Raw genomic sequence first — 20,075 nt, 5'->3', positions numbered from 1 at the left:
AGATTAACCACAGCAATGAAATGGTAATGAGAACGGTGTCGCGTTTATGTTACAGGCAGAGGAATTTCAGGCGCTGGGGAGGGGGGGCGTAACTAAGAGCCTATCCCATTAGGCTCTTAGCCGCTGGTGGGGTTTTAGTAATTAAATGGAATCCGCCAGACGGTCGACAACAACTCGTCCACTATTATCAAACTGCGTTATGCGGTAATTCACACAATACGAACGACGGGTAGTAAACTGATTAAATAAGGCCACACGGCCTTTTTTGTCGCCGTTGCTATTGATAATGATCCATTCAGTGACATCCGTTGCGTTTATCATATCGTCGCTTGCGCATTGTTGTTCAACCAGGCGATCTTCTTTTTCTACCAACAAAAAATCTCGTAACATTTACTTATCTCCGCTCATCATTGTTTTTAACAATACTCCTTTTATCGATTCATTCAATTAAACATTTTAATCAATTAACGTAATTATTAGCCTGAAACTTACCGTCTTGCTTGAGTGCGCATTTGTTTGTTTTTACAAGGGAAATAATTAATTCATGACGCAAAGGGGCAGATTTAATTCCATTAGAATAACTTTCTCTTTGATAAAATCGTATGTGACAACGTCACATACTCTGAAATGCAAAAAACGTATTCAAGTGATAAGTGGGCACGCTCGACGGGTTAAAACGTGAACATCAGACCTGGCTCACAGATAAGAATTTTGTATTACTGATGCGAACTTGATCACTTGACTGGACAAGTGGCGCTCACCTATGTTGAAAGCACCTTCTTATCCGTTCCGGGGAGCAAGAAACATGGGCATCATTCGTACCTTAAACGGCGACATTGCCGCTAATCAACTGGGCGTGACCTACAGCCACGATCATATCTACTGTATTCCGCCTTATTGGGCAGAACGTCAGGATGACGACCTTTTGCTGGATGACCCGCAGGCTTCCGAGCGTGAATTAAGTGATTTCCGTCTTGCTGGTGGCAACGCTATCTACGACGCCACCGCCCCGGATTATGGTCGCCATGCGGCAACCGTCGCCGAAATGGCCCAGCGTCAGCAACTGCACATTATCGCCACCGCCGGTTTTAACAAAGGCTTTCTGTGGAGCAGCCTGCGTCCAGGCTCTTCACAAAGCTTTGCTGACTGGATTGCCAACTCAGAAATTGATGAACTGGTTGAGCACGTCTGCCACGAGGTCACCGAGGGGATCGAAGGAACCCCGCATCGGGCCGGGGTGGTGAAGTGTGGTACGGGATATAACACGATTTCTCCGTTAGAGAGAAAAACCATGGAAGTCATTGTCCGCGCCCAGCAACGCACTGGCGCGCCGATGCACAGCCATACGGAAATGGGGACGATGGGATTAGAACAGGCGCAGATATTTACCCGTCTGGGGCTGGATCTTTCCCGCTTATGTTTCGCTCATATGGATCGCAACCCCGATCCCTGGCTACACCGTCAGATCGCCAACACCGGGGCGTTTCTCTCTTTTGACGGTATCAGCCGCATCAAATATTACCCTGAACATATCCGCACCCAGGCCATTCTGGCGCTGTGCCAGCAAGGTTATCAAAAGCAAATCCTCATCGGCGGCGATTTTGCCCGCAAATCGATGAGCGCGCATTACGGCAAAGGGGGATTGGGGCTGAAGTTTATCCTCAGCGACTGGCGGCCAAGATTCGTCGAAGAGGCGCGGGAGGCCGGGTTTGACGGCGAAGCGTTACTGCATGATTTCTTTGTCGAAAATCCGGCGCGTTACTTCGCTTTTGGTTAAGGAGAGGTGCAATGAAACTGCACCATTTAAATGAACGTGAAGCCCGGCTCGCACTGCAGAAGGCGCAGATTACCTTGCTACCGCTGGGTGCGGTCGAGCCACACGGCGATCACCTACCGCTGGATACCGACAACCTGCTGGCCGAGCGCTTTTGCGCGCTGCTCGATGAACAGTTAGGCGAGTGCGCGCTGAGCCTGCCCGTTATTTCTTACAGCCAGGTGTGGTCGCTGCGCGGGCATGCGGGCGCGATTGATATCGGCAATGAACAACTGACGTCGATGCTGGTGTCGCTGGCGGAGAATATGGCCAGCTACGGCATTACCACCACGGCGGTGATCAACGCACATTACGGCAATTTTGACGCTATTAAAGCGGCTTCCCGCCAGCTAAAGGAGAAAGACATCACGCTGCTCAGCTACAGCTGGGCAGGTATGGAGCAGGAGGTGCAAAAGCGGCAAACCTCGGCGGTGGCTTATCCCGGCTATATGCATGCCGATGAGGTCGAAACCTCGCTGATGCTGGCGCTGGCCCCGGAGTTCGTCACCATGGCTAACGCCCGTGAGCACTATCCGGTATTTCCACAGAATTTCCGCTATCAACCGATACGCTGGACCGAGTTTTCTGATTACGCCGTGCTGGGTGACCCCACCAGGGCCTGCGAAGAGAAAGGCCGTGCCTTCGTTCAGCAGGCGCTGGAGACTACCCTGGCCTCTATTCGCCATCACTTAACGCAAGGAGCCGCCGATGATCGAAAGTCAGTCGATAAAGGTTGATTGCCCGGCCAGCAGCCCGGAGGAGGCGATCCGCGAAGCGGGGAACGCGCTCTGTCGCGCGGGAGCCTGTAGCCCGCAATACGTTCAGGCCATGGTTGATAGCTACCGTGAGCTTGGCCCCTATTTTGTCATTGCGCCAGGGCTGGCGCTGCCTCACGCCCGCCCCGAACAGGGGGCCATTAAGGCGCAAATCAGCCTAATCAGGTTGCGCGAGCCGCTGGCGTTTGGTCATGTGGAAAACGACCCGGTGCAGGTGGTGCTGGGGCTTTCGGCAACCAGCAGCGATGCGCATATCCATCTTATCCAGCATATCGTCACCGTGCTGAGCGATGATCATAACCTGCATACCCTGATGCATTCTCACGATCCTGAACAACTTTATCAGCTGTTAGCCAGCGCGTCGTAGGCTGCTCGCAGCGTTTGTAGCTTAATTAACACGGAGTGAATAGCGATGAAAATTCTGACAGTCTGTGGTTTAGGTATGGGCTCAAGCCTGATTTTAAAAATGAACGTCGAAACGGTGTTAAAACAGCACGGTATTCAGGCCTCCGTTGAACATATGGATGTTTCTTCAGCCGCATCGGCCAATGCCGATGTAGTGATCACCAACGCCGAGCTGGTGGACAATCTAAAACATCTATCCTGCCCGGTGGTGGTGGTGAATAACTATATCGACAACGCTGAAATAATCCGGGCATTGACGCAGGCCAATATTCTGAAACCGGGAGCGTCGTCATGAGTGAATTTCTTGGCGTTCTGCGCTGGATAACGATCAATATTTTTGGTGAGGCGTCGATTTTAATTGGCCTGATTGTGTTGCTGGGCCTGGTGCTGCAAAAGAAACCGCTCGCTGATATTGTTTCCGGCACCCTGAAAGGGATTCTGGGCTTTCTGATCATCGGCGCGGGAGCCGGGATTATCGTTTCCGCTTTACTGATATTTCAGCCTATCTGGACCGAGGTATTCGGCCTCAGTTCGATGAACCTGACCAATATTATCGGTCAGGCGCGTTTTAGCGAGCGCTACGGCAGCAGCGTGACGATCGCCATCGCCGGGGGATTCGCCATCAACCTGCTGCTGGCCCGGCTCACGCGCTTTAAATATATCTATCTCACCGGGCACATGATGTTCTGGACCACAATGATTTTTGCCGGGGTAATGGTGAACACCGAACCCGGTATTTCAGCGGTGCAGTTAACGCTAATGCTGACGGTGATTATGGGCCTGTACTGGACGTTACAACCCGCGCTGGTCCAGCCCTGGGTACGCAAAATTACTGGTAACGACAACGTGGCGCTGGGGCATACTTCGGCCTCGGTGGCTCTGCTTGGGGCGCTGTTTGGACAGCTATTTGCGCGTAATAAAATTAGTTCTGAGGATATCAAAGTCCCGAAAAAACTCGGTTTTCTTCGTGACTCCAACGTAGTGACCGCATTAACGATGTCGCTGCTGTTCTTTATCGGCACCTTTATTCTGCAAATAAAAGGCACGGCGAAGGCGGCTGAAATTCTCGCGCAATCGGGGGATCTGAGCTTTTATATTTACGCGCTCAAACAGTCGCTGATGTTTACCGGCGGCATCGCCGTGGTGCTGCTTGGCGTGCGCATGTTTATTGGTGAAATGGTACCGGCGTTTAACGGCATTGGTTCGCGGCTGGTTCCTGGCGCAAAACCGGCGCTGGATTGCCCGATTCTGTTTAACTTTGCGCCAAACGCGGTGGTGTTAGGCTTTGTCGGCGCGTTTGTTGGTTCGCTGCTGTGGTTGACCCTGATTGGCCGCTACACCGGCTACGTGTTTATTCCCAGTATGATTGTGATTTTCTTCCACGCCGGAACGGCAGGCGTTTTCGGCAATATTACCGGCGGCTATAAAGGTGCGCTACTGGCGGGATTTATCACCTCGACGGTGGTCGCGTGGGGGCAATATTTCTGCGTGACTGGTTTTATCAACAACACCATTCCCGATACCGCATTGTGGGCCGGCGACAGCGATATGTTTGTTCTTGCGCCGCTTATTCACCTTTTGACCAGCATGCTGATGTTCTGACGGGGAGAAAATAGATGAGCGATGCATTGAAGCAGTATTACAGCCAAATCCGCCAGAAGCTGGCTTTTCTCGAACAACGCCCAGATGAGCTACTGCAGGCGGCGGAAATGATGGCGCAGAGCATCCTGGCACAGCGCAATATCTTTGTTTTCGGGGCCAGCCACGCCGGAATTCTGGCGGAAGAGATGAGTTATCGGGCAGGCGGTCTGGCCATTATCAATCCGCTTTTCACTCCCGCACTGATGCTTAACGTCAGGCCATTAACCCTGACCAGCGCGGTGGAGAATGTGGAAAATCTGGGGCGAGTGCTGGTTGAGCAGTCGCCGCTGCGGGCGGGTGATACGCTGTTGATTCACTCAGTCTCCGGGCGAAACGCGATTACGATTGATGTCGCGCTGGCGGCGAAATCCTGTGGGGCAAAGGTTATTGCTATTACCAGCCTCGCAACGGCGGCGCGGGTGACATCACGCCACTCCAGCGGCAAGCTGCTGGTCGATATTGCCGACATTACCATCGATAACCACTGCGAGTACGGCGATGCGTCCGTTAGCCTGCCGGGCCTGGCGCAAAAAGCCGCGCCGTTATCCACCATTATGGGCGCGACGATTGCCAACAGTCTGGTACTGCGCATTTGCGAAATCATGCTGGAAAATGAGTGCACGCCGCCCATTCTCGCCAGCGCAAACATAGACGGTAATCAGGCGATAAATCAGGATATACTGAGCACATACAGGAGCCAGATACACTACCTCTGAGTGGAGCACAAGTATGTTTGAGTCGGATGGACTCCCTCTCTATTTAAGGATAAAAGACGTTATCCTGCAGCGGATCCTCTCTTTTACCTATGACGATAAACTCCCGGGTGAGCTGCTGCTCGCCGGGGAATTCAAGGTCGCGCGCGGCACCATTAAACAGGCGATAGATTCGCTGGCAAGCATAGGCATGGTGTATCGGGAGCAGGGTAAAGGGACCTTTATTAACCGCGATGCGTTGCAGAAATACTACACCGACCTCCCGGATGTACTGACCACCTTTGATGCGCCAGGTGTCGTCGAAGTGGACGTGCTGTCGCTAATTTCGACCATGGCAGATAAGGACGTGGCGGAGCAGATGGGGCTAGATTTAGGCAGCCAGCTGATGCGCCTGGAGCGGCTGTTGGTGCAGGGGGAAAAACCGGTCGGCCACGTTCTGACCTGGCTAAATGGGCGGATTTATAACGATCTCAGCCACGTCGACGGCAGCCGGTCGCTGTATAAGCAGCTGCGGGAAACCTTCGGCTACTCGCCAGCCAACGCCACGGAGCGCTATACGCCGGTTTGCTGCGATACCCGCACGGCGGGATTGTTAAATATTGAGCCGGGGCGCCCGCTGTTTCGCATTGAGCGAGTCGCCCGCGATCTGGATGACGTGGTGCTTGAATACAGCGTCACGCATACCCTTGATGCCAGCCTGTCGCTACAGATCGCCACCAGCCAGAGCAGCGTGAGCCAACAGTGGAACTGTATGATTGATAAGGGGCGTTAATCCGCCTCCCAGGCGAGAATATCGCCTGGCTGACACTCCAGCGCCTGGCAGATTTTTGCCAGCGTATCAAAACGAATACCTTTCACCTTTCCCGATTTGAGCAGCGACAGGTTCTGCTCGGTGATCCCGACATAAGCCGCCAGCGCCCTGGACGTCATTTTTCTCTCCACCAGCATTTTGTCCAGATTAACCACCACTGCCATAGTCAGATGAACTCCTTATTCTCATTTTCCGCTCTGATCCCTTCGAGCATGGAGTGAAACGTCACAAATAACAAGCCGCCCGTCAGCAGCACAAAATCGCTAAGCAAAAGAATGATCTGGGCATAGGGATGCGGCCAGAAATAAACCAGCGGGACCAGAAAGCGAAACAGCGGCAGCAAAACGCCCATTCCCAACATCGCCAGCGCTATAATAGCCGACTCGTGAGTCAGGATCGTCGGTTGCAAACCTCGGGATCATCCCCTGGCTTCCTGCAATTTTTCCGGCCATTGTTACCTTTGCCAAAAATCTCTTTACGCCATAGTGTACAAATTCTTCTTTTTCATGGAGGTTGGAATGTTAAAAGTCATCGCCGAAGATTTTATAAAACCTGAGGATATTGAGGCTGTTATGCCTTTGTACCGCGAGTTAATAGCGTCCACTAAAAAGGAACCTCTTTGCATCGCTTATGATCTGTATATTGATGAAAAAGATCCGGGTCATTTCATTTTTATCGAAGAGTGGCCGGATCGGGCGGCGCTTGACCGGCATTGTGCAAGTGAACATTTCAGGCGACTTGTGCCGTTAATAGATCACCATAAGTGTAAAGATGCTCAATACATACTGATGAGTTGCCAGGTACGCGAGGTGAGTTCGTGAAATTAAGAAGGAACGGTTCTTAGTCGCCAAAGTTGTCCGCTTAACCGTGGTGGCGTAATATACGATACATATATAAATCGTTACGGTACGTATAAATGGGTATTGTGAAAATTTCTGACCTGCTGCATGACGACATCCGTGATGCCAGCAAGGCGATGTCGCGTTCGGTCAACGCGCAGGCGGAGTACTGGATCCGCCTTGGGATGATGAGCGAGCTTTATCCTGAGCTTAACCATCAGCAAATTAAACTGATGATGCTGAAGTCCGGCTCCGATCGTTTGCTGGAGGTGATCAATGCTATCAATTCCCATTAAAACCACCGACGAACTCGCCCGCCAGCGCCACGCAGGCGAACTGCTGGCCTCGGTATTTGATATGCTGGATACCTTTATTCAGCCTGGCGTCACCACCATGGCCATCAACAATCGGGTTGAGGATTTCATCGTCAACGAGCTGCATTCGCGCCCGGCCAGTAAGGGGCAGTATGATTTCCCCTACGTGCTAAATACGTCGATCAATGACGTGGTTTGCCACGGTATGCCGAAGGAAACGGAACATCTGAAATCCGGCATGATTGTTAACGTCGACATTACGCTGGAAAAAGGTGGGCTGATTGCCGACTCCAGCAAGATGTACCTGATTGGTGATGTTTCACCACTGGCTCGTCGGCTGGTGAAGAAAACCTATGAAGCGATGTGGAAGGGCATTAAGGTCGTTAAACCGGGCGCGACCTTGGGCGACATCGGCCATGCGATCCAGTCCTATGTTGAAAGCAACGGCTACAGCGTGGTTAGAGAGTACTGCGGACACGGCGTCGGTATAGAGATGCACGAAGATCCTCAGGTGTTGCACTACGGCAAACCCGGTACCGGTGCCGTACTTAAAGAAGGGATGGTGTTTACCATTGAACCGATGGTGAATCAGGGCGATAGCCGGATAAAAAACAAAAAAGACGGCTGGACGGTGGTCACTCGCGATAAAAAACTTTCGGCGCAGTGGGAGCATACCATTGCCGTTACTGCACAGGGGTTTGAGGTATTGACGCTGCGTAAAGGTGAAGCGATCCCGGACTAAGCCAGACAACAGGTTTCAATCCCACCGACTGAAACCTGTTTAACTCCCGCCAGTGGCGACTACATCGCCGTCTCTTTACGTCCCATATAGCGCTCTTTCCACAATGCACCGGCTACGCCGATATCGAGGAACGGGGAGGGCGGCATAAAGTTTGCCTGCCCCAGCGACTGCATGGCCGCGATCAGCGGGTTATCCTGCCCCAGAGCCATGTCGGCGAGCAGCGTCCCGGCGATGGTTTGTTTTGACACCCCGGCACCGTTACAGCCTCCGGCGCTCCACACCTGCGGCGCAAGTCGCCCCCAGACCGGCGCACCGTTGCGGGTGACGCTAATAGTCCCGGACCACGTCCTTTCCAGCGGTACATCTCGCAGTTCCGGGTAGGCATTGTGGAATAACGCCAGATGCTGCCGCGCGGCGTTGGCAGTTTGTCCCGCAGTGATGACGCCCCGCAGCGCCGGATCGACATGCTGGCGGATCAGAAAACGATGATCTCGGGTATAGCGCAGCGTGGCTCCGGCGATGGCATTCACCGGCGTCAGCCCCCAGCTTTCCATTGCGGGCAGACGCTGGCGCTGTTCAGCCGTAAGCGGGGCGGTGATGCTGGCATAGGTCGCCATTGACGCCTGGCGACTTATCACGGGAGAGAGCTCACGAGAAAGCGCATTAGTCGCCAGCATAATCTGCCTGGCCTGAATCGTCCCCTGTAGGGTTGTCACCCTGATGCCGCCGTTTTCGTTGTGAATAGCCAGCGCTGGCGTCTGATGGTAAACCGTGACGTTTTCCGGGAGATGGCGCGCGAGGCCCGCAATCAGTTTCGCCGGGTTCACCAGAATACAGCTGGGGGTATAGATACCTTTACTGTAGATCCGGGTTCCCAGCTTCTGATACAGCTCTTCGCTATTCAACAGGCTGTAGGGTTCCTGCATAAGCTGAAGATTATCAACGTACTCCTGCATAATGGCTTCGCTGGATGGGTCAATCTGGCAGTGATATTTGCCAACGTTTTCCCACTCGCACTCAATCTGCTGTGCGGTCACCGTTTCTTCTAACAGGCGGATCCCTTCCTGGAGCAGGGCGCGATAGTCCTGCGCTTTTTTCAACTCGGCGGTAGAGCTACCGATATTATGCGGCAGGCCAATAACAAACCCTGAATTTCGGGCAGAGGAACTGGTCGCCGCAGATTCGGCGTCAATAAGCACAATGTTCAGCTGCGGGTTGAGGCTGGCCAGCCTGCGGGCAAAACTCACACCAGCATAGCCGGAGCCGATGACGACCCAATCAGCGTTGATGTCTCCGCTCAACTGCGGTTGTATTTGGCGGTCAATCTCATTAAGCGGCCATCCCACCTGATTTTGATTGAAAGGGATTGATGCAAATTTCACGGTGATTCTCCCTGGGGTAAAGACACCTGTCTGGCAGATGTGAATAAGCTCGCCGGACTTCGCTTTGTTGGTCTGGATATCGAGTCGGCAAGTACAACTTCGTGGCCAGGTCATTCCCTGAATGAACAGCATGTTGAATGATAATTACCTGGACAACAATTCAGCAGAATAACAAGGAATATCAAAAATAACACTCCTTCTTATAAGGGTATAAATTCATCTCCTGCCTGCCACTCTTTCAGTGCGGGTATGGGAGGTTCATGCTACCTTCTGGGATATTCCCCGCACACCGCCTCTTTACTGCTCTAAGGATGACCTCATCGCGGGCATTGAAGATAAGTTTAAGCCAAATGAATATTCTGAAAATGAGTGAGTCTGTTAGACCTCAGGCAGATGAATAGATAGAATAACGTACGGTAAGTGACCAATCCCCTTTATTTTTGTGTATATACTTAAGCCACCTGCTCAAGTAGAACATAAAAGGACAGTTTTCTGACTCGTGTAGTCTGAAAGACGAAGGAGTGCTGAATCGATTTTCATGCCAATATTTGGTAAAAAAAGAACATGATTTTACATAATTGAAACACGATAACTCATTGTTAATAAAATAAATAAATTTATCTATTGGTTCTCTCTTTGCGCATTGTTAATTTTTTTCAATATATAAACAATAGAATAAGCAGATGTAATCAATTTATGGATAAACATCAGCACTTTATCATTTACCTTACATAAGAAAAGATAATGTTTCATAGATAGAAGAATCCCTAAATTTATCTAGTTTTAAATTGTTACATTACCCACCATACTTTTGGGGGGGAAATATGAATTATATTTTCGAAGATACAATACGATTCGATGCTTTAGATCGCTCTCTGACCCATCTCGAAACAAAAGACAATATCTCATTAGCTACGTCGGTCAGCGTCTTACTTGAGTACTTCATTAAAAATCAAGGGGCGGTTATCGCCAGAGATACGCTGCTGGATGATATTTTTAAAAAAAACGAGCTAGTGGATAGCGACAGTAACCTCAGTCAAAATATCTCAATGCTGAGAAAAGGATTCCGCGATCTGGGAGTGGATAAAGATATTCTGGTGACTAAACCCAGGATAGGGCTTCTGCTGCCTGAAGACGTGAAAGTCACATCAACGACTCGCCAGGAGAGTCAGCCTTTACCTGTGGTAAAAGGGCTGAAGTCTTGCATAAAGCCATTCTACATAATGTGGTCTTTGCTGCTAATACCGCTATTTTTTGGTTTATTCAATTTACAGTCATTGCGTCAATTAGGCACGTTGCCATTGAGTGCTGCGGAGACTATCGCTGGCTGTAAAGTACAGGTGCTCAGTAAAAGTGAAGAGGCGAAGCAGCGTATTGCGGCGCTCATTCAAGCGGAATCATTTCAGTGTGATGAACAAGATGTTTTTTATTATCTTGAGAATGATTCAGTAGACATTTTATTCGAGTCTTTAGTTCATTGCCGTTCTTCTGCAAGCGCCGGTGATGTATGTAAAAACTATCTCTTCAGGGGGGAGCATGATAAATAATAAAATGTTCAAGCCTATCGTCGCCGTGACTGTGGTTCTGGCAATATTGCTTGTGGCTATGGCATTTTTTAACAACGATAGCGACAAATACTCCTGTAGCGGCCAGCAGAAGATCCATATGAAACCCGGCGAGTACATGGACCTGTGGGTAAAAATTAACATTCAAAAACAGAAAGCCAGCATGATAGTCAAAGGTTTCTACCATCATGCGGATGGGTCGCAGAAAAAGATATATCAGCAAGGAAACTACCAATATAACCATTTTTATAACGAGCTTTTTGAGGCAAAACTGCAGTCAGTCCAGCGAATGTTCAAGGATCAGTCACCTGAGCCATTGAGCAACTATATTTTCGGTATCGAACCGGGTGAGTCCCGTAATTTCAGGGCCAGGAAAGTTCGCGATGGGTTGATGATGTTTGGCTCTGAATATGTCTGGTTCTATGCATGCAAGATGGATGCATATGAATCGCCACGGGTTTAACAGACACCTTAGAGTCATTTAAGATGGCTTAAAGAGAGGTGCCCATGAGCGGTAAGCGTTATCCCGAAGAGTTTAAAACTGAAGCAGTCAAACAGGTTGTTGATCGCGGTTATTCTGTTGCCAGCGTTGCAACACGTCTCGATATCACCACCCACAGCCTTTACGCCTGGATAAAGAAGTACGGTCCGGATTCTTCCACAAATAAAGAACAGTCAGATGCTCAGGCCGAGATCCGCCGTCTCCAGAAAGAGCTGAAGCGGGTTACCGACGAACGGGACATATTAAAAAAAGCCGCGGCGTACTTCGCAAAGCTGTCCGACTGAGGTACGCCTTTATCCGTGACAACACCTGTTGCTGGCCTGTTCGCCTGCTCTGTCGGGTGCTGGATGTTCATCCCAGTGGTTTTTACGCCTGGCTTCAGCAGCCGCATTCACAACGCCATCAGGCAGACCTGAGACTGACAGGACAGATTAAACAGTTCTGGCTGGAATCGGGATGCGTCTATGGTTATCGCAAAATCCATCTGGATCTGCGTGACAGCGGGCAACAGTGCGGAGTGAACAGGGTCTGGCGACTGATGAAACGTGTCGGGATAAAGGCTCAGGTCGGATACCGGAGCCCGCGGGCACGTAAAGGCGAGGCCAGTATCGTGTCGCCCAACAGGCTCCAGCGACAGTTCAATCCGGATGCTCCGGATGAGCGTTGGGTAACGGACATAACCTACATCAGGACCCACGAAGGCTGGCTGTATCTTGCCGTGGTTGTTGATCTGTTCTCACGCAAAATTATCGGCTGGTCCATGCAATCCCGGATGACAAAGGACATTGTCCTGAACGCACTGCTGATGGCTGTATGGCGGCGTAATCCCCAAAAACAGGTGCTGGTTCATTCGGATCAGGGCAGTCAGTACACAAGCCATGAGTGGCAGTCGTTCCTGAAATCACACGGCCTGGAAGGCAGCATGAGCCGTCGCGGTAACTGCCATGATAATGCGGTTGCAGAAAGCTTTTTCCAGTTGTTGAAACGCGAACGGATAAAGAAAAAGATCTACGGAACGCGGGAAGAAGCCCGCAGTGATATTTTTGATTACATCGAAATGTTTTATAACAGTAAGCGTCGGCATGGTTCTAGCGAACAGATGTCACCGACAGAATATGAAAACCAGTATTATCAACGGCTCGGAAGTGTCTAGATTATCCGTGGCGATTCACGGTGAACATCCCGGCGTCATGTATAGCCATAGAAAACTCCTCATCAGGAAAAGTGAGTCGTTGACCAGACATACAGGTTTGAAAACTATAGCCTGGACATTCAATGAGCCACAAATAGACATTAGCATTGAGCCTCTACAGCCTCTGTCTAGCCAATGTTGAAATGTCGTGCTGAAAACAAAGCTGACCTGACGTCAGTGGAGAGTCTGGACAATGCCTTTTTAAGGTTGAGTCAGGCTTTGGAGGAAGAACGTGGTTGCCAGGTTTTCTCGGCTATCATCAGTTTACGTACGGTCTCTTTTGAAATCCGGACACCGTATTCTGTGATCAGAATTCGCCAGATGGCTGACGGATTCATACCCCGGCCGCGTGAGCGAATAAGCTGCAGTGCCTGATCTCTGATGGTGGTGTTTAACTGATGATTGCCGGGCTTTCCACGGCGCCGGCTGACCAGACCGGCTGGCCCCAGCTCGCGATAGCGCTTAATCAGGCGGGAGCACTGACGACGGGTGAGCTCCATGGACTCTGCCACTTCTGCCAGCGTGATTTCCCGCGCCATATAGGCTTCAATCAAATCCAGGCGTAGCGCTTCGTGAAGTGTCAGGAGCACTGGTTTGTTGTCGTCCATTTTTCTCTCATCTGTCGGCCATATCAGATCCGCAGGTGAGGGAAGGGCTCATCGCTTCAGGCTGGGGATAAAATCCTGCGGACTGGCCAGCACCGGGTTGATCGCCCTGAGCTCTTCCAGTGCACGCTCCTGAGCGCGCCTGCGGGGCATTTTTGTACTGCGCATTCGCTTTCCTTCAGCCTCCAGCTCGTCCTGTTTCTGCTGTGCCAGCCTCAGAACGGCACCCAGTCGTTTGTTATCAACAACCGCCCCCTGATCAACGCAGGTCAGTTTATCGAAAATCTTATAACCCAGTGGCCGGTGCTGATGCCGGAAAGTAATGCTTCCGTCAGGGTAATCATAAACGGTAATTTTTTCACCTGCTATGCGCGTATTTTGTTCGGTGGGTTCAATGATATACATGACTTTATCATACTGAAAAGTCAGTGCTTTCGATAAGGTCCGTAGCTCCTGCCAGGCGAAGATATCATTCAGCTCCAGTGGACTCTGTGTGACCGCACGGTGCAGATCTTTAGGGTATTTTGCCGGCCGGGAGAAACGACGGTTAAAATCAGACATGAAATGTTCAATCCACTGATTGGCTTCAGCAACCGAGCTGATGTTCTGCAGGCGCATCTCTTTAATCAGTCGATCCTGGAGCGTTTTATTTACCCGTTCCACGCGACCTTTTGCCTGGCTGCTGTTGGCACAAATCAATTCGATCGCCAGTTCCCGGAGAGCCCGTCCGAACTGGGTTGTGCCGGTACGTCGGCTTTCGGGTCCGCTGACCCTGAACACCGCATGCTTGTCGCTGTAAAATGCGACAGGTTTACCATGTTTATCAATGTATTGCCGGGTAGCCATCATGTAGTCAAACGCGTTTTCTGAATCACAGAATCGCAGGTGCATCAGGCGACCTGTGGCGTCATCCATGAAGACCAGAAGACAGCATTTTGGGGCTCTTCCTTCGAACCAGTCATGGTGAGAGCCATCGATCTGAACCAGTTCGCCGAAACAGTCGCGACGATAGCGCGGCTGGTAAACCCGGGTTCGCCGGCGGGAATGAGGACGCCAGAGACCGTCGGCTGTCATCCAGTTACGGATGGTTTCAACAGAGAGATATATATGATGGCGTTCAGCCAGTTTTTCGGTTGCGAGCGTTGGGCCAAAATCTGAATAGTGGCACCGGATCAAATCCAGGGCTTTACAGCGTGTTTCTTCATCGATCCGGTTGTTTGCAGGACGTCCACGGCGGGAAGATGCAAATGCGGTTGCGCCATCTGTCCGGTACAGACGCACAAGACGCTGCACCTGACGAACACTGAGCTTAAGTATGTCTGCTGCGTCGCGCTGAAGCAAAGCCCGGTCAAATACTCGCTGAATGATGCCAAGCCGGTAAAGTTCTTTGTCTGTCATAGTCACCAACATAAGATCGCGGTCCTGTGCTGAGCAAAATGAAGGCTTAGCGTACACGACGCGTGTGAATTGTGCTGAGACGACAATAACGCTTTGTGCTGACAGCCTCTGTCAAGGCTCAATTGAAATGTCCGTTATCCAGCTCAATTAAAATGACCACTTTGATCTCTCATTCTCTTTACTGATAGACTTTCCTCCGACTGAAACAACAGGATGATTGAGCCCATGCTTCGATACGAGTTAACGCCGAACAATGCAGGTTTTATACTGTGGGGAGATTCAGAAGCCCTGAATGAATTACATGAACTCATTCATTACATCGTGGATGAAAGCCCACTGATTAAAGTTAAAGACGGATTTATGTTATCCCTTGCCTATGATATTCGTAAAGCACGGGAAGGTAATCGTCGTGTTGAGCAACATCAGTATGATCAACATGATACATATAAGCTTTATGGTGTTGAGCTTTTATGGCCTCTGGTCCTGGTACAGTCCTCAATACTCAGAAACTCAATGGGTTATATTCAGACAGACAAAAACCAGCTGTCTGTCATGTATGCCTTTGAATACCTGATAGAATCAGCATTAACAGAGTCTGAGAGAACAACGTCGAATGATATTATGCTAACAGTAAAATATGCATCAGACTCTGATTTTAATTTCATTGAGGATAATATTGACAGCAGGTGCTGCTATTTTATCAGCCTATCTCCGGAGCAAAGAAAAAAGCAGTTAATCAGTATTGTTCGTTCTTTTCATTCATTATGGGGTAAGTATGCCCGTGAAAAGCAGGACATAAAGATGCTGAACGAAATGAATAATACATCATGGGTCTGGCCGGACAATATCAACTGGTGAGCAACCACTGTCCGGCCAGTGAGTACCATCAGCGGGCTCTTTTACCAAAAATGTCCTCTGAACGTGACTGAAGCTGTTTGAGTGCTTCGAGCATGTCATCATTATCCAGTGAGCGCTGGGATTTCTTCCCTTCCTGCTTTGGCCGTCGTCGGGAAGGGCCATCTCCAGCGGGAATTGACTGAGAGCGCGTGTTATCCCGCTTGCTCTGCACCAGACTGATAAACTCCAGGGTTCGGCCAAGACGCTTGTTATCGACAATCGCGCCCTGGTCGATTTCTGACAGTCGGTCGTAGGTAGAGTAGGGAAGTAGCGTACCGTTCAGGCGCAGCTCTTTTCTGCCATCAGGATAGTGATACACATCGATATATTTACCTATTGCACGGCGACTCAGTTCGCTGTCTTCAATCAGGTACAACATTTTATCATATTGTATCGTCAACGATTTTGAGACTTTACGTTTTTCACGAACAGTGAAAATAAGCCCCAGGTCCTCATCATGTTCTACAGCACGGTGTACGTCAAAATCATGTCGCGGTACTTTGCCAAAACGGCGGTTATAGTCAGCCATATAGGCCTCAGCGAAGTCATTTGCAGCCTCCATTGAACAAATGCCCTGTAACCGCAGCTCTTTGACCAGACGATCCTGTAAAGTGAGGTGAGCTCGTTCTACACGCCCTTTGGCGGGACTGGTTTCTGCACAGATAGTCTGGATGTTCAGTTCATGCATGGCTCGCCCAAACTGAGTATGCCCGTCTCCGCCTGTGGCGTGTTTATTGTTAACACGAAAAACACCGGCTTTATCGCTGTACAGTGCCAGCGGTTTACCATGCTTATCGATATAGCGCCGCGTGGCTTCGAAGTAAGAAAACGTGGACTCCGATTTAACAAACAACAGTTCCATCAGTTTGCTGGTTGCATCATCAACATAGACCAGCGCGGTGCAGGCCGGGCCACGGCCTTCAAACCAGTCGTGATCACAGCCATCTATTTGTATCAGCTCACCAGTACACGGACGCCGGTACCGTGGTTGAGGGATCCTTGCGGCACGTTGTTTACGGGGAACCCATAAGCCAGCCCGCACCATGATGCGCCGGACAGTTTCTTTGCCAAGAAACAGTCCGTGGAGTTCTTCGAGCTTTTCACGCGCCAGAGTCGGACCGAAATCAGCATAACGCGTCTTGATCAGTTCCAGAGCCTGATCTGCGAGCCCGGGTGGCAACTGGCGGTTACCACGCATGCCACATCGTCTGCTGGCCATACCAAGCGGTCCGCCTTCACGGTAACGGGCAAGAAGTCTGCGGCATTGCCTGTCGCTGATACCGAGGTGCTCGGCCGCACGGCGCGTTGTGATGCGACGTTCAATGACGTCCTGTATAATCTTGATCCGGTTGATCTCTTTCAAAGTAAACACTCCTGAGCTTTCTGCGCTCATGATATGCCTCCCGGTAGTTTAAACGGACCAGTGAAGCTTACCATAGCGCGGACATCTGAATTGAGCCACAGGCGGACATTACTATTGAGCCATTACAGCCTCTGTCAAGGCTCAATTGAAATGTCCGTTATCCAGCTCAATTAAAATGACCACTTTGATCTCTCATTCTCTTTACTGATAGACTTTCCTCCGACTGAAACAACAGGATGATTGAGCCCATGCTTCGATACGAGTTAACGCCGAACAATGCAGGTTTTATACTGTGGGGAGATTCAGAAGCCCTGAATGAATTACATGAACTCATTCATTACATCGTGGATGAAAGCCCACTGATTAAAGTTAAAGACGGATTTATGTTATCCCTTGCCTATGATATTCGTAAAGCACGGGAAGGTAATCGTCGTGTTGAGCAACATCAGTATGATCAACATGATACATATAAGCTTTATGGTGTTGAGCTTTTATGGCCTCTGGTCCTGGTACAGTCCTCAATACTCAGAAACTCAATGGGTTATATTCAGACAGACAAAAACCAGCTGTCTGTCATGTATGCCTTTGAATACCTGATAGAATCAGCATTAACAGAGTCTGAGAGAACAACGTCGAATGATATTATGCTAACAGTAAAATATGCATCAGACTCTGATTTTAATTTCATTGAGGATAATATTGACAGCAGGTGCTGCTATTTTATCAGCCTATCTCCGGAGCAAAGAAAAAAGCAGTTAATCAGTATTGTTCGTTCTTTTCATTCATTATGGGGTAAGTATGCCCGTGAAAAGCAGGACATAAAGATGCTGAACGAAATGAATAATACATCATGGGTCTGGCCGGACAATATCAACTGGTGAGCAACCACTGTCCGGCCAGTGAGTACCATCAGCGGGCTCTTTTACCAAAAATGTCCTCTGAACGTGACTGAAGCTGTTTGAGTGCTTCGAGCATGTCATCATTATCCAGTGAGCGCTGGGATTTCTTCCCTTCCTGCTTTGGCCGTCGTCGGGAAGGGCCATCTCCAGCGGGAATTGACTGAGAGCGCGTGTTATCCCGCTTGCTCTGCACCAGACTGATAAACTCCAGGGTTCGGCCAAGACGCTTGTTATCGACAATCGCGCCCTGGTCGATTTCTGACAGTCGGTCGTAGGTAGAGTAGGGAAGTAGCGTACCGTTCAGGCGCAGCTCTTTTCTGCCATCAGGATAGTGATACACATCGATATATTTACCTATTGCACGGCGACTCAGTTCGCTGTCTTCAATCAGGTACAACATTTTATCATATTGTATCGTCAACGATTTTGAGACTTTACGTTTTTCACGAACAGTGAAAATAAGCCCCAGGTCCTCATCATGTTCTACAGCACGGTGTACGTCAAAATCATGTCGCGGTACTTTGCCAAAACGGCGGTTATAGTCAGCCATATAGGCCTCAGCGAAGTCATTTGCAGCCTCCATTGAACAAATGCCCTGTAACCGCAGCTCTTTGACCAGACGATCCTGTAAAGTGAGGTGAGCTCGTTCTACACGCCCTTTGGCGGGACTGGTTTCTGCACAGATAGTCTGGATGTTCAGTTCATGCATGGCTCGCCCAAACTGAGTATGCCCGTCTCCGCCTGTGGCGTGTTTATTGTTAACACGAAAAACACCGGCTTTATCGCTGTACAGTGCCAGCGGTTTACCATGCTTATCGATATAGCGCCGCGTGGCTTCGAAGTAAGAAAACGTGGACTCCGATTTAACAAACAACAGTTCCATCAGTTTGCTGGTTGCATCATCAACATAGACCAGCGCGGTGCAGGCCGGGCCACGGCCTTCAAACCAGTCGTGATCACAGCCATCTATTTGTATCAGCTCACCAGTACACGGACGCCGGTACCGTGGTTGAGGGATCCTTGCGGCACGTTGTTTACGGGGAACCCATAAGCCAGCCCGCACCATGATGCGCCGGACAGTTTCTTTGCCAAGAAACAGTCCGTGGAGTTCTTCGAGCTTTTCACGCGCCAGAGTCGGACCGAAATCAGCATAACGCGTCTTGATCAGTTCCAGAGCCTGATCTGCGAGCCCGGGTGGCAACTGGCGGTTACCACGCATGCCACATCGTCTGCTGGCCATACCAAGCGGTCCGCCTTCACGGTAACGGGCAAGAAGTCTGCGGCATTGCCTGTCGCTGATACCGAGGTGCTCGGCCGCACGGCGCGTTGTGATGCGACGTTCAATGACGTCCTGTATAATCTTGATCCGGTTGATCTCTTTCAAAGTAAACACTCCTGAGCTTTCTGCGCTCATGATATGCCTCCCGGTAGTTTAAACGGACCAGTGAAGCTTACCATAGCGCGGACATCTGAATTGAGCCACAGGCGGACATTACTATTGAGCCATTACAGCCTCAGTGCGCATAATGTATATTATGTTAAATAGCCATCATGATTCACTGGAGCAGCCACAGAAATCAGCATGTTGTGAATTTTGAGCTACCTCCCTTTTATTGCATTAGGTCTGTCGTACATTTACTTCACTTCATTCCGAACTGACACAGCGTGTGTCGCAACTCGCCCATAGCTCTTTTATCCCGTCTAAATAAAACATAGATGTCTATAAGGAAGTCGATATGAAATTCAGCAACGTAAGGCTATTAGTCAAAGATTACCGCAAATGTTTTAACTTCTACACCCAGCAACTTGGTTTGGAAGCGGTCTGGGATATTGAAGATTGCTATGCCAGCTTCAAAGTAGCTGAAGGAATAGAAGGCTTCGCCCTATTTACATCCGACCTGATGGCACCGGTTATTGGAAACACCGAAAAAGCACACCCTATAGGATATCGAGAAAAATCAATGATATCTTTCGAGGTAAATAACGTCGATGAAAGCTATCAGGCATTCTTAGCAAAAGGGATTAAATTCATTAACAAGCCAATGGATATGCCCGAATGGGGTATGCGTGTAGTTCATCTGTACGATCCGGAGGAAAACTTGATTGAGTTATTTACTCCGCTTGCTATAACAGATTAATACATAAAATAAAGACGCGTACTTCAATCAACGTCAAACGCAGCGTCAGGAAACCCTAACCACTCTCAAAACGTGTAGTT

General features: G+C 49.9%; 24 protein-coding genes. 16 read left to right on the top strand and 8 right to left on the bottom strand.

The window, feature by feature from the left end:
- Window positions 1-141: 141 nt before the first annotated feature.
- The gene (locus tag HV213_RS14715) at window positions 142-390 is read right to left on the bottom strand and encodes a hypothetical protein (RefSeq protein ID WP_181486239.1); all 249 of its coding nucleotides are present in this window, start codon (window positions 388-390) and stop codon (window positions 142-144) included.
- Between the two features lie 415 nt (window positions 391-805).
- On the opposite strand from HV213_RS14715, the gene HV213_RS14710 reads away from it, so the two are divergent.
- Genes HV213_RS14710 through HV213_RS14680 form a run of 7 tightly spaced genes read left to right on the top strand, consistent with a single transcriptional unit; the run spans window position 806 to window position 6,120 of the window.
- Window positions 806-1,777 carry a phosphotriesterase family protein gene (locus tag HV213_RS14710; RefSeq protein ID WP_181486238.1) on the top strand — a complete coding sequence of 324 codons (972 nt, stop codon included), beginning with the start codon at window positions 806-808 and terminating at the stop codon, window positions 1,775-1,777.
- An 11-nt stretch (window positions 1,778-1,788) separates the two neighbouring features.
- Window positions 1,789-2,550, top strand: coding sequence for a creatininase family protein (locus tag HV213_RS14705; protein ID WP_181486237.1), 762 nt, complete (start codon window positions 1,789-1,791; stop codon window positions 2,548-2,550).
- Window positions 2,522-2,956 (top strand): PTS sugar transporter subunit IIA, encoded by a 435-nt coding sequence (locus HV213_RS14700; RefSeq protein WP_181486236.1) that lies wholly within the window; start codon window positions 2,522-2,524, stop codon window positions 2,954-2,956. The genes HV213_RS14705 and HV213_RS14700 overlap by 29 nt, the downstream gene beginning before the upstream one ends.
- A 45-nt stretch (window positions 2,957-3,001) precedes the next feature.
- The gene (locus HV213_RS14695) at window positions 3,002-3,289 is read left to right on the top strand and encodes a PTS sugar transporter subunit IIB (RefSeq protein WP_181486235.1); all 288 of its coding nucleotides are present in this window, start codon (window positions 3,002-3,004) and stop codon (window positions 3,287-3,289) included.
- Window positions 3,286-4,596: a PTS ascorbate transporter subunit IIC gene (locus HV213_RS14690; RefSeq protein ID WP_181486234.1), complete on the top strand. Its 1,311-nt coding sequence runs from the start codon at window positions 3,286-3,288 to the stop codon at window positions 4,594-4,596. Before HV213_RS14695 ends, HV213_RS14690 begins: the two co-directional genes overlap by 4 nt.
- A gap of 14 nt (window positions 4,597-4,610) precedes the next feature.
- Window positions 4,611-5,351, top strand: coding sequence for a sugar isomerase domain-containing protein (locus HV213_RS14685; protein WP_181486233.1), 741 nt, complete (start codon window positions 4,611-4,613; stop codon window positions 5,349-5,351).
- Between the two features lie 13 nt (window positions 5,352-5,364).
- Window positions 5,365-6,120 (top strand): GntR family transcriptional regulator, encoded by a 756-nt coding sequence (locus HV213_RS14680; RefSeq protein ID WP_181486232.1) that lies wholly within the window; start codon window positions 5,365-5,367, stop codon window positions 6,118-6,120.
- Here HV213_RS14680 and HV213_RS14675 read toward each other — a convergent pair.
- Together HV213_RS14675 and HV213_RS14670 are read right to left on the bottom strand one after the other, a co-directional pair.
- The gene (locus HV213_RS14675; RefSeq protein WP_181486231.1) at window positions 6,117-6,323 is read right to left on the bottom strand and encodes a helix-turn-helix domain-containing protein; all 207 of its coding nucleotides are present in this window, start codon (window positions 6,321-6,323) and stop codon (window positions 6,117-6,119) included. The two genes, HV213_RS14680 and HV213_RS14675, sit on opposite strands and share 4 nt — an antisense overlap.
- A 2-nt stretch (window positions 6,324-6,325) precedes the next feature.
- On the bottom strand, window positions 6,326-6,568 hold the full coding sequence (locus HV213_RS14670) for a hypothetical protein (protein ID WP_228288617.1): 243 nt from the start codon (window positions 6,566-6,568) through the stop codon (window positions 6,326-6,328).
- Between the two features lie 109 nt (window positions 6,569-6,677).
- Between HV213_RS14670 and HV213_RS14665 the strand changes: the two genes are divergently transcribed.
- From HV213_RS14665 to map, 3 genes are all read left to right on the top strand, one after another.
- Window positions 6,678-6,980 (top strand): putative quinol monooxygenase, encoded by a 303-nt coding sequence (locus tag HV213_RS14665; protein ID WP_181486230.1) that lies wholly within the window; start codon window positions 6,678-6,680, stop codon window positions 6,978-6,980.
- A 95-nt stretch (window positions 6,981-7,075) separates the two neighbouring features.
- Window positions 7,076-7,294: a ParD-like family protein gene (locus tag HV213_RS14660; protein WP_004102160.1), complete on the top strand. Its 219-nt coding sequence runs from the start codon at window positions 7,076-7,078 to the stop codon at window positions 7,292-7,294.
- Entirely contained in the window at window positions 7,275-8,054 is a 780-nt protein-coding gene (gene map / locus HV213_RS14655) for a type I methionyl aminopeptidase (protein ID WP_181486229.1), read from the top strand. Before HV213_RS14660 ends, map begins: the two co-directional genes overlap by 20 nt.
- A gap of 59 nt (window positions 8,055-8,113) precedes the next feature.
- Here map and HV213_RS14650 read toward each other — a convergent pair whose 3' ends face one another.
- The gene (locus tag HV213_RS14650) at window positions 8,114-9,436 is read right to left on the bottom strand and encodes an NAD(P)/FAD-dependent oxidoreductase (protein ID WP_181486228.1); all 1,323 of its coding nucleotides are present in this window, start codon (window positions 9,434-9,436) and stop codon (window positions 8,114-8,116) included.
- A gap of 824 nt (window positions 9,437-10,260) precedes the next feature.
- Between HV213_RS14650 and HV213_RS14645 the strand changes: the two genes are divergently transcribed.
- The 3 genes from HV213_RS14645 (at window position 10,261) to HV213_RS14635 (ending at window position 12,656) form a co-directional block, all read left to right on the top strand.
- The gene (locus tag HV213_RS14645; RefSeq protein ID WP_181486227.1) at window positions 10,261-10,983 is read left to right on the top strand and encodes a winged helix-turn-helix domain-containing protein; all 723 of its coding nucleotides are present in this window, start codon (window positions 10,261-10,263) and stop codon (window positions 10,981-10,983) included.
- Window positions 10,973-11,464, top strand: a complete 492-nt coding sequence (locus tag HV213_RS14640) for a hypothetical protein (RefSeq protein ID WP_181486226.1) — start codon at window positions 10,973-10,975, stop codon at window positions 11,462-11,464. Before HV213_RS14645 ends, HV213_RS14640 begins: the two co-directional genes overlap by 11 nt.
- A 44-nt stretch (window positions 11,465-11,508) precedes the next feature.
- Window positions 11,509-12,656, top strand: a protein-coding gene (locus tag HV213_RS14635) for an IS3 family transposase (RefSeq protein ID WP_139155089.1) whose coding sequence is annotated in 2 segments (ribosomal slippage) — window positions 11,509-11,746 and window positions 11,746-12,656 — 1,149 coding nt in all. Because the reading frame shifts where the segments join, the coding sequence is not laid out codon by codon here.
- Between the two features lie 251 nt (window positions 12,657-12,907).
- Here the strand turns inward: HV213_RS14635 and HV213_RS14630 are convergent.
- Both HV213_RS14630 and HV213_RS14625 read right to left on the bottom strand, forming a co-directional pair.
- The gene (locus HV213_RS14630) at window positions 12,908-13,303 is read right to left on the bottom strand and encodes a helix-turn-helix domain-containing protein (RefSeq protein ID WP_181486225.1); all 396 of its coding nucleotides are present in this window, start codon (window positions 13,301-13,303) and stop codon (window positions 12,908-12,910) included.
- A gap of 48 nt (window positions 13,304-13,351) precedes the next feature.
- Complete coding sequence (locus tag HV213_RS14625) at window positions 13,352-14,698, bottom strand: ISNCY family transposase (protein ID WP_077253535.1); 1,347 nt, start codon at window positions 14,696-14,698, stop codon at window positions 13,352-13,354.
- Window positions 14,699-14,923: 225 nt separating this feature from the next.
- On the opposite strand from HV213_RS14625, the gene HV213_RS14620 reads away from it, so the two are divergent.
- Entirely contained in the window at window positions 14,924-15,556 is a 633-nt protein-coding gene (locus tag HV213_RS14620; RefSeq protein WP_001567369.1) for a DUF6904 family protein, read from the top strand.
- 28 nt (window positions 15,557-15,584) lie between these two features.
- Here HV213_RS14620 and HV213_RS14615 read toward each other — a convergent pair whose 3' ends face one another.
- Window positions 15,585-16,988, bottom strand: a complete 1,404-nt coding sequence (locus HV213_RS14615) for an ISNCY-like element ISKpn21 family transposase (RefSeq protein ID WP_001567368.1) — start codon at window positions 16,986-16,988, stop codon at window positions 15,585-15,587.
- Window positions 16,989-17,206: 218 nt separating this feature from the next.
- On the opposite strand from HV213_RS14615, the gene HV213_RS14610 reads away from it, so the two are divergent.
- The gene (locus HV213_RS14610; RefSeq protein WP_001567369.1) at window positions 17,207-17,839 is read left to right on the top strand and encodes a DUF6904 family protein; all 633 of its coding nucleotides are present in this window, start codon (window positions 17,207-17,209) and stop codon (window positions 17,837-17,839) included.
- 28 nt (window positions 17,840-17,867) lie between these two features.
- Here the strand turns inward: HV213_RS14610 and HV213_RS14605 are convergent, their stop codons facing one another.
- The gene (locus HV213_RS14605) at window positions 17,868-19,271 is read right to left on the bottom strand and encodes an ISNCY-like element ISKpn21 family transposase (RefSeq protein WP_001567368.1); all 1,404 of its coding nucleotides are present in this window, start codon (window positions 19,269-19,271) and stop codon (window positions 17,868-17,870) included.
- A 322-nt stretch (window positions 19,272-19,593) separates the two neighbouring features.
- On the opposite strand from HV213_RS14605, the gene HV213_RS14600 reads away from it, so the two are divergent.
- Window positions 19,594-19,995, top strand: coding sequence for a VOC family protein (locus HV213_RS14600; RefSeq protein ID WP_181486224.1), 402 nt, complete (start codon window positions 19,594-19,596; stop codon window positions 19,993-19,995).
- The last annotated feature ends 80 nt before the right edge of the window (window positions 19,996-20,075 follow it).

The organism is Klebsiella sp. RHBSTW-00484, from assembly GCF_013705725.1.
Lineage (GTDB): Bacteria > Pseudomonadota > Gammaproteobacteria > Enterobacterales > Enterobacteriaceae > Klebsiella.
Note: the sequence above shows the minus strand (reverse complement) of the source record. Positions and strands in the feature narration are given on the sequence as shown.

Coding starts and splice junctions, on each gene's coding strand:
- HV213_RS14625 (WP_077253535.1), bottom strand. CDS start 14,698: ATGACAGACAAAGAACTTTACCGGCTTGGCATCATTCAGCGAGTATTT.
- HV213_RS14630 (WP_181486225.1), bottom strand. CDS start 13,303: ATGGACGACAACAAACCAGTGCTCCTGACACTTCACGAAGCGCTACGC.
- HV213_RS14610 (WP_001567369.1), top strand. CDS start 17,207: ATGCTTCGATACGAGTTAACGCCGAACAATGCAGGTTTTATACTGTGG.
- HV213_RS14600 (WP_181486224.1), top strand. CDS start 19,594: ATGAAATTCAGCAACGTAAGGCTATTAGTCAAAGATTACCGCAAATGT.
- HV213_RS14605 (WP_001567368.1), bottom strand. CDS start 19,271: ATGAGCGCAGAAAGCTCAGGAGTGTTTACTTTGAAAGAGATCAACCGG.
- HV213_RS14680 (WP_181486232.1), top strand. CDS start 5,365: ATGTTTGAGTCGGATGGACTCCCTCTCTATTTAAGGATAAAAGACGTT.
- HV213_RS14640 (WP_181486226.1), top strand. CDS start 10,973: ATGATAAATAATAAAATGTTCAAGCCTATCGTCGCCGTGACTGTGGTT.
- HV213_RS14675 (WP_181486231.1), bottom strand. CDS start 6,323: ATGGCAGTGGTGGTTAATCTGGACAAAATGCTGGTGGAGAGAAAAATG.
- HV213_RS14710 (WP_181486238.1), top strand. CDS start 806: ATGGGCATCATTCGTACCTTAAACGGCGACATTGCCGCTAATCAACTG.
- HV213_RS14715 (WP_181486239.1), bottom strand. CDS start 390: ATGTTACGAGATTTTTTGTTGGTAGAAAAAGAAGATCGCCTGGTTGAA.
- HV213_RS14665 (WP_181486230.1), top strand. CDS start 6,678: ATGTTAAAAGTCATCGCCGAAGATTTTATAAAACCTGAGGATATTGAG.
- HV213_RS14700 (WP_181486236.1), top strand. CDS start 2,522: ATGATCGAAAGTCAGTCGATAAAGGTTGATTGCCCGGCCAGCAGCCCG.
- HV213_RS14695 (WP_181486235.1), top strand. CDS start 3,002: ATGAAAATTCTGACAGTCTGTGGTTTAGGTATGGGCTCAAGCCTGATT.
- HV213_RS14615 (WP_001567368.1), bottom strand. CDS start 16,988: ATGAGCGCAGAAAGCTCAGGAGTGTTTACTTTGAAAGAGATCAACCGG.
- HV213_RS14660 (WP_004102160.1), top strand. CDS start 7,076: ATGGGTATTGTGAAAATTTCTGACCTGCTGCATGACGACATCCGTGAT.
- HV213_RS14685 (WP_181486233.1), top strand. CDS start 4,611: ATGAGCGATGCATTGAAGCAGTATTACAGCCAAATCCGCCAGAAGCTG.
- HV213_RS14690 (WP_181486234.1), top strand. CDS start 3,286: ATGAGTGAATTTCTTGGCGTTCTGCGCTGGATAACGATCAATATTTTT.
- HV213_RS14620 (WP_001567369.1), top strand. CDS start 14,924: ATGCTTCGATACGAGTTAACGCCGAACAATGCAGGTTTTATACTGTGG.
- map (WP_181486229.1), top strand. CDS start 7,275: ATGCTATCAATTCCCATTAAAACCACCGACGAACTCGCCCGCCAGCGC.
- HV213_RS14645 (WP_181486227.1), top strand. CDS start 10,261: ATGAATTATATTTTCGAAGATACAATACGATTCGATGCTTTAGATCGC.
- HV213_RS14705 (WP_181486237.1), top strand. CDS start 1,789: ATGAAACTGCACCATTTAAATGAACGTGAAGCCCGGCTCGCACTGCAG.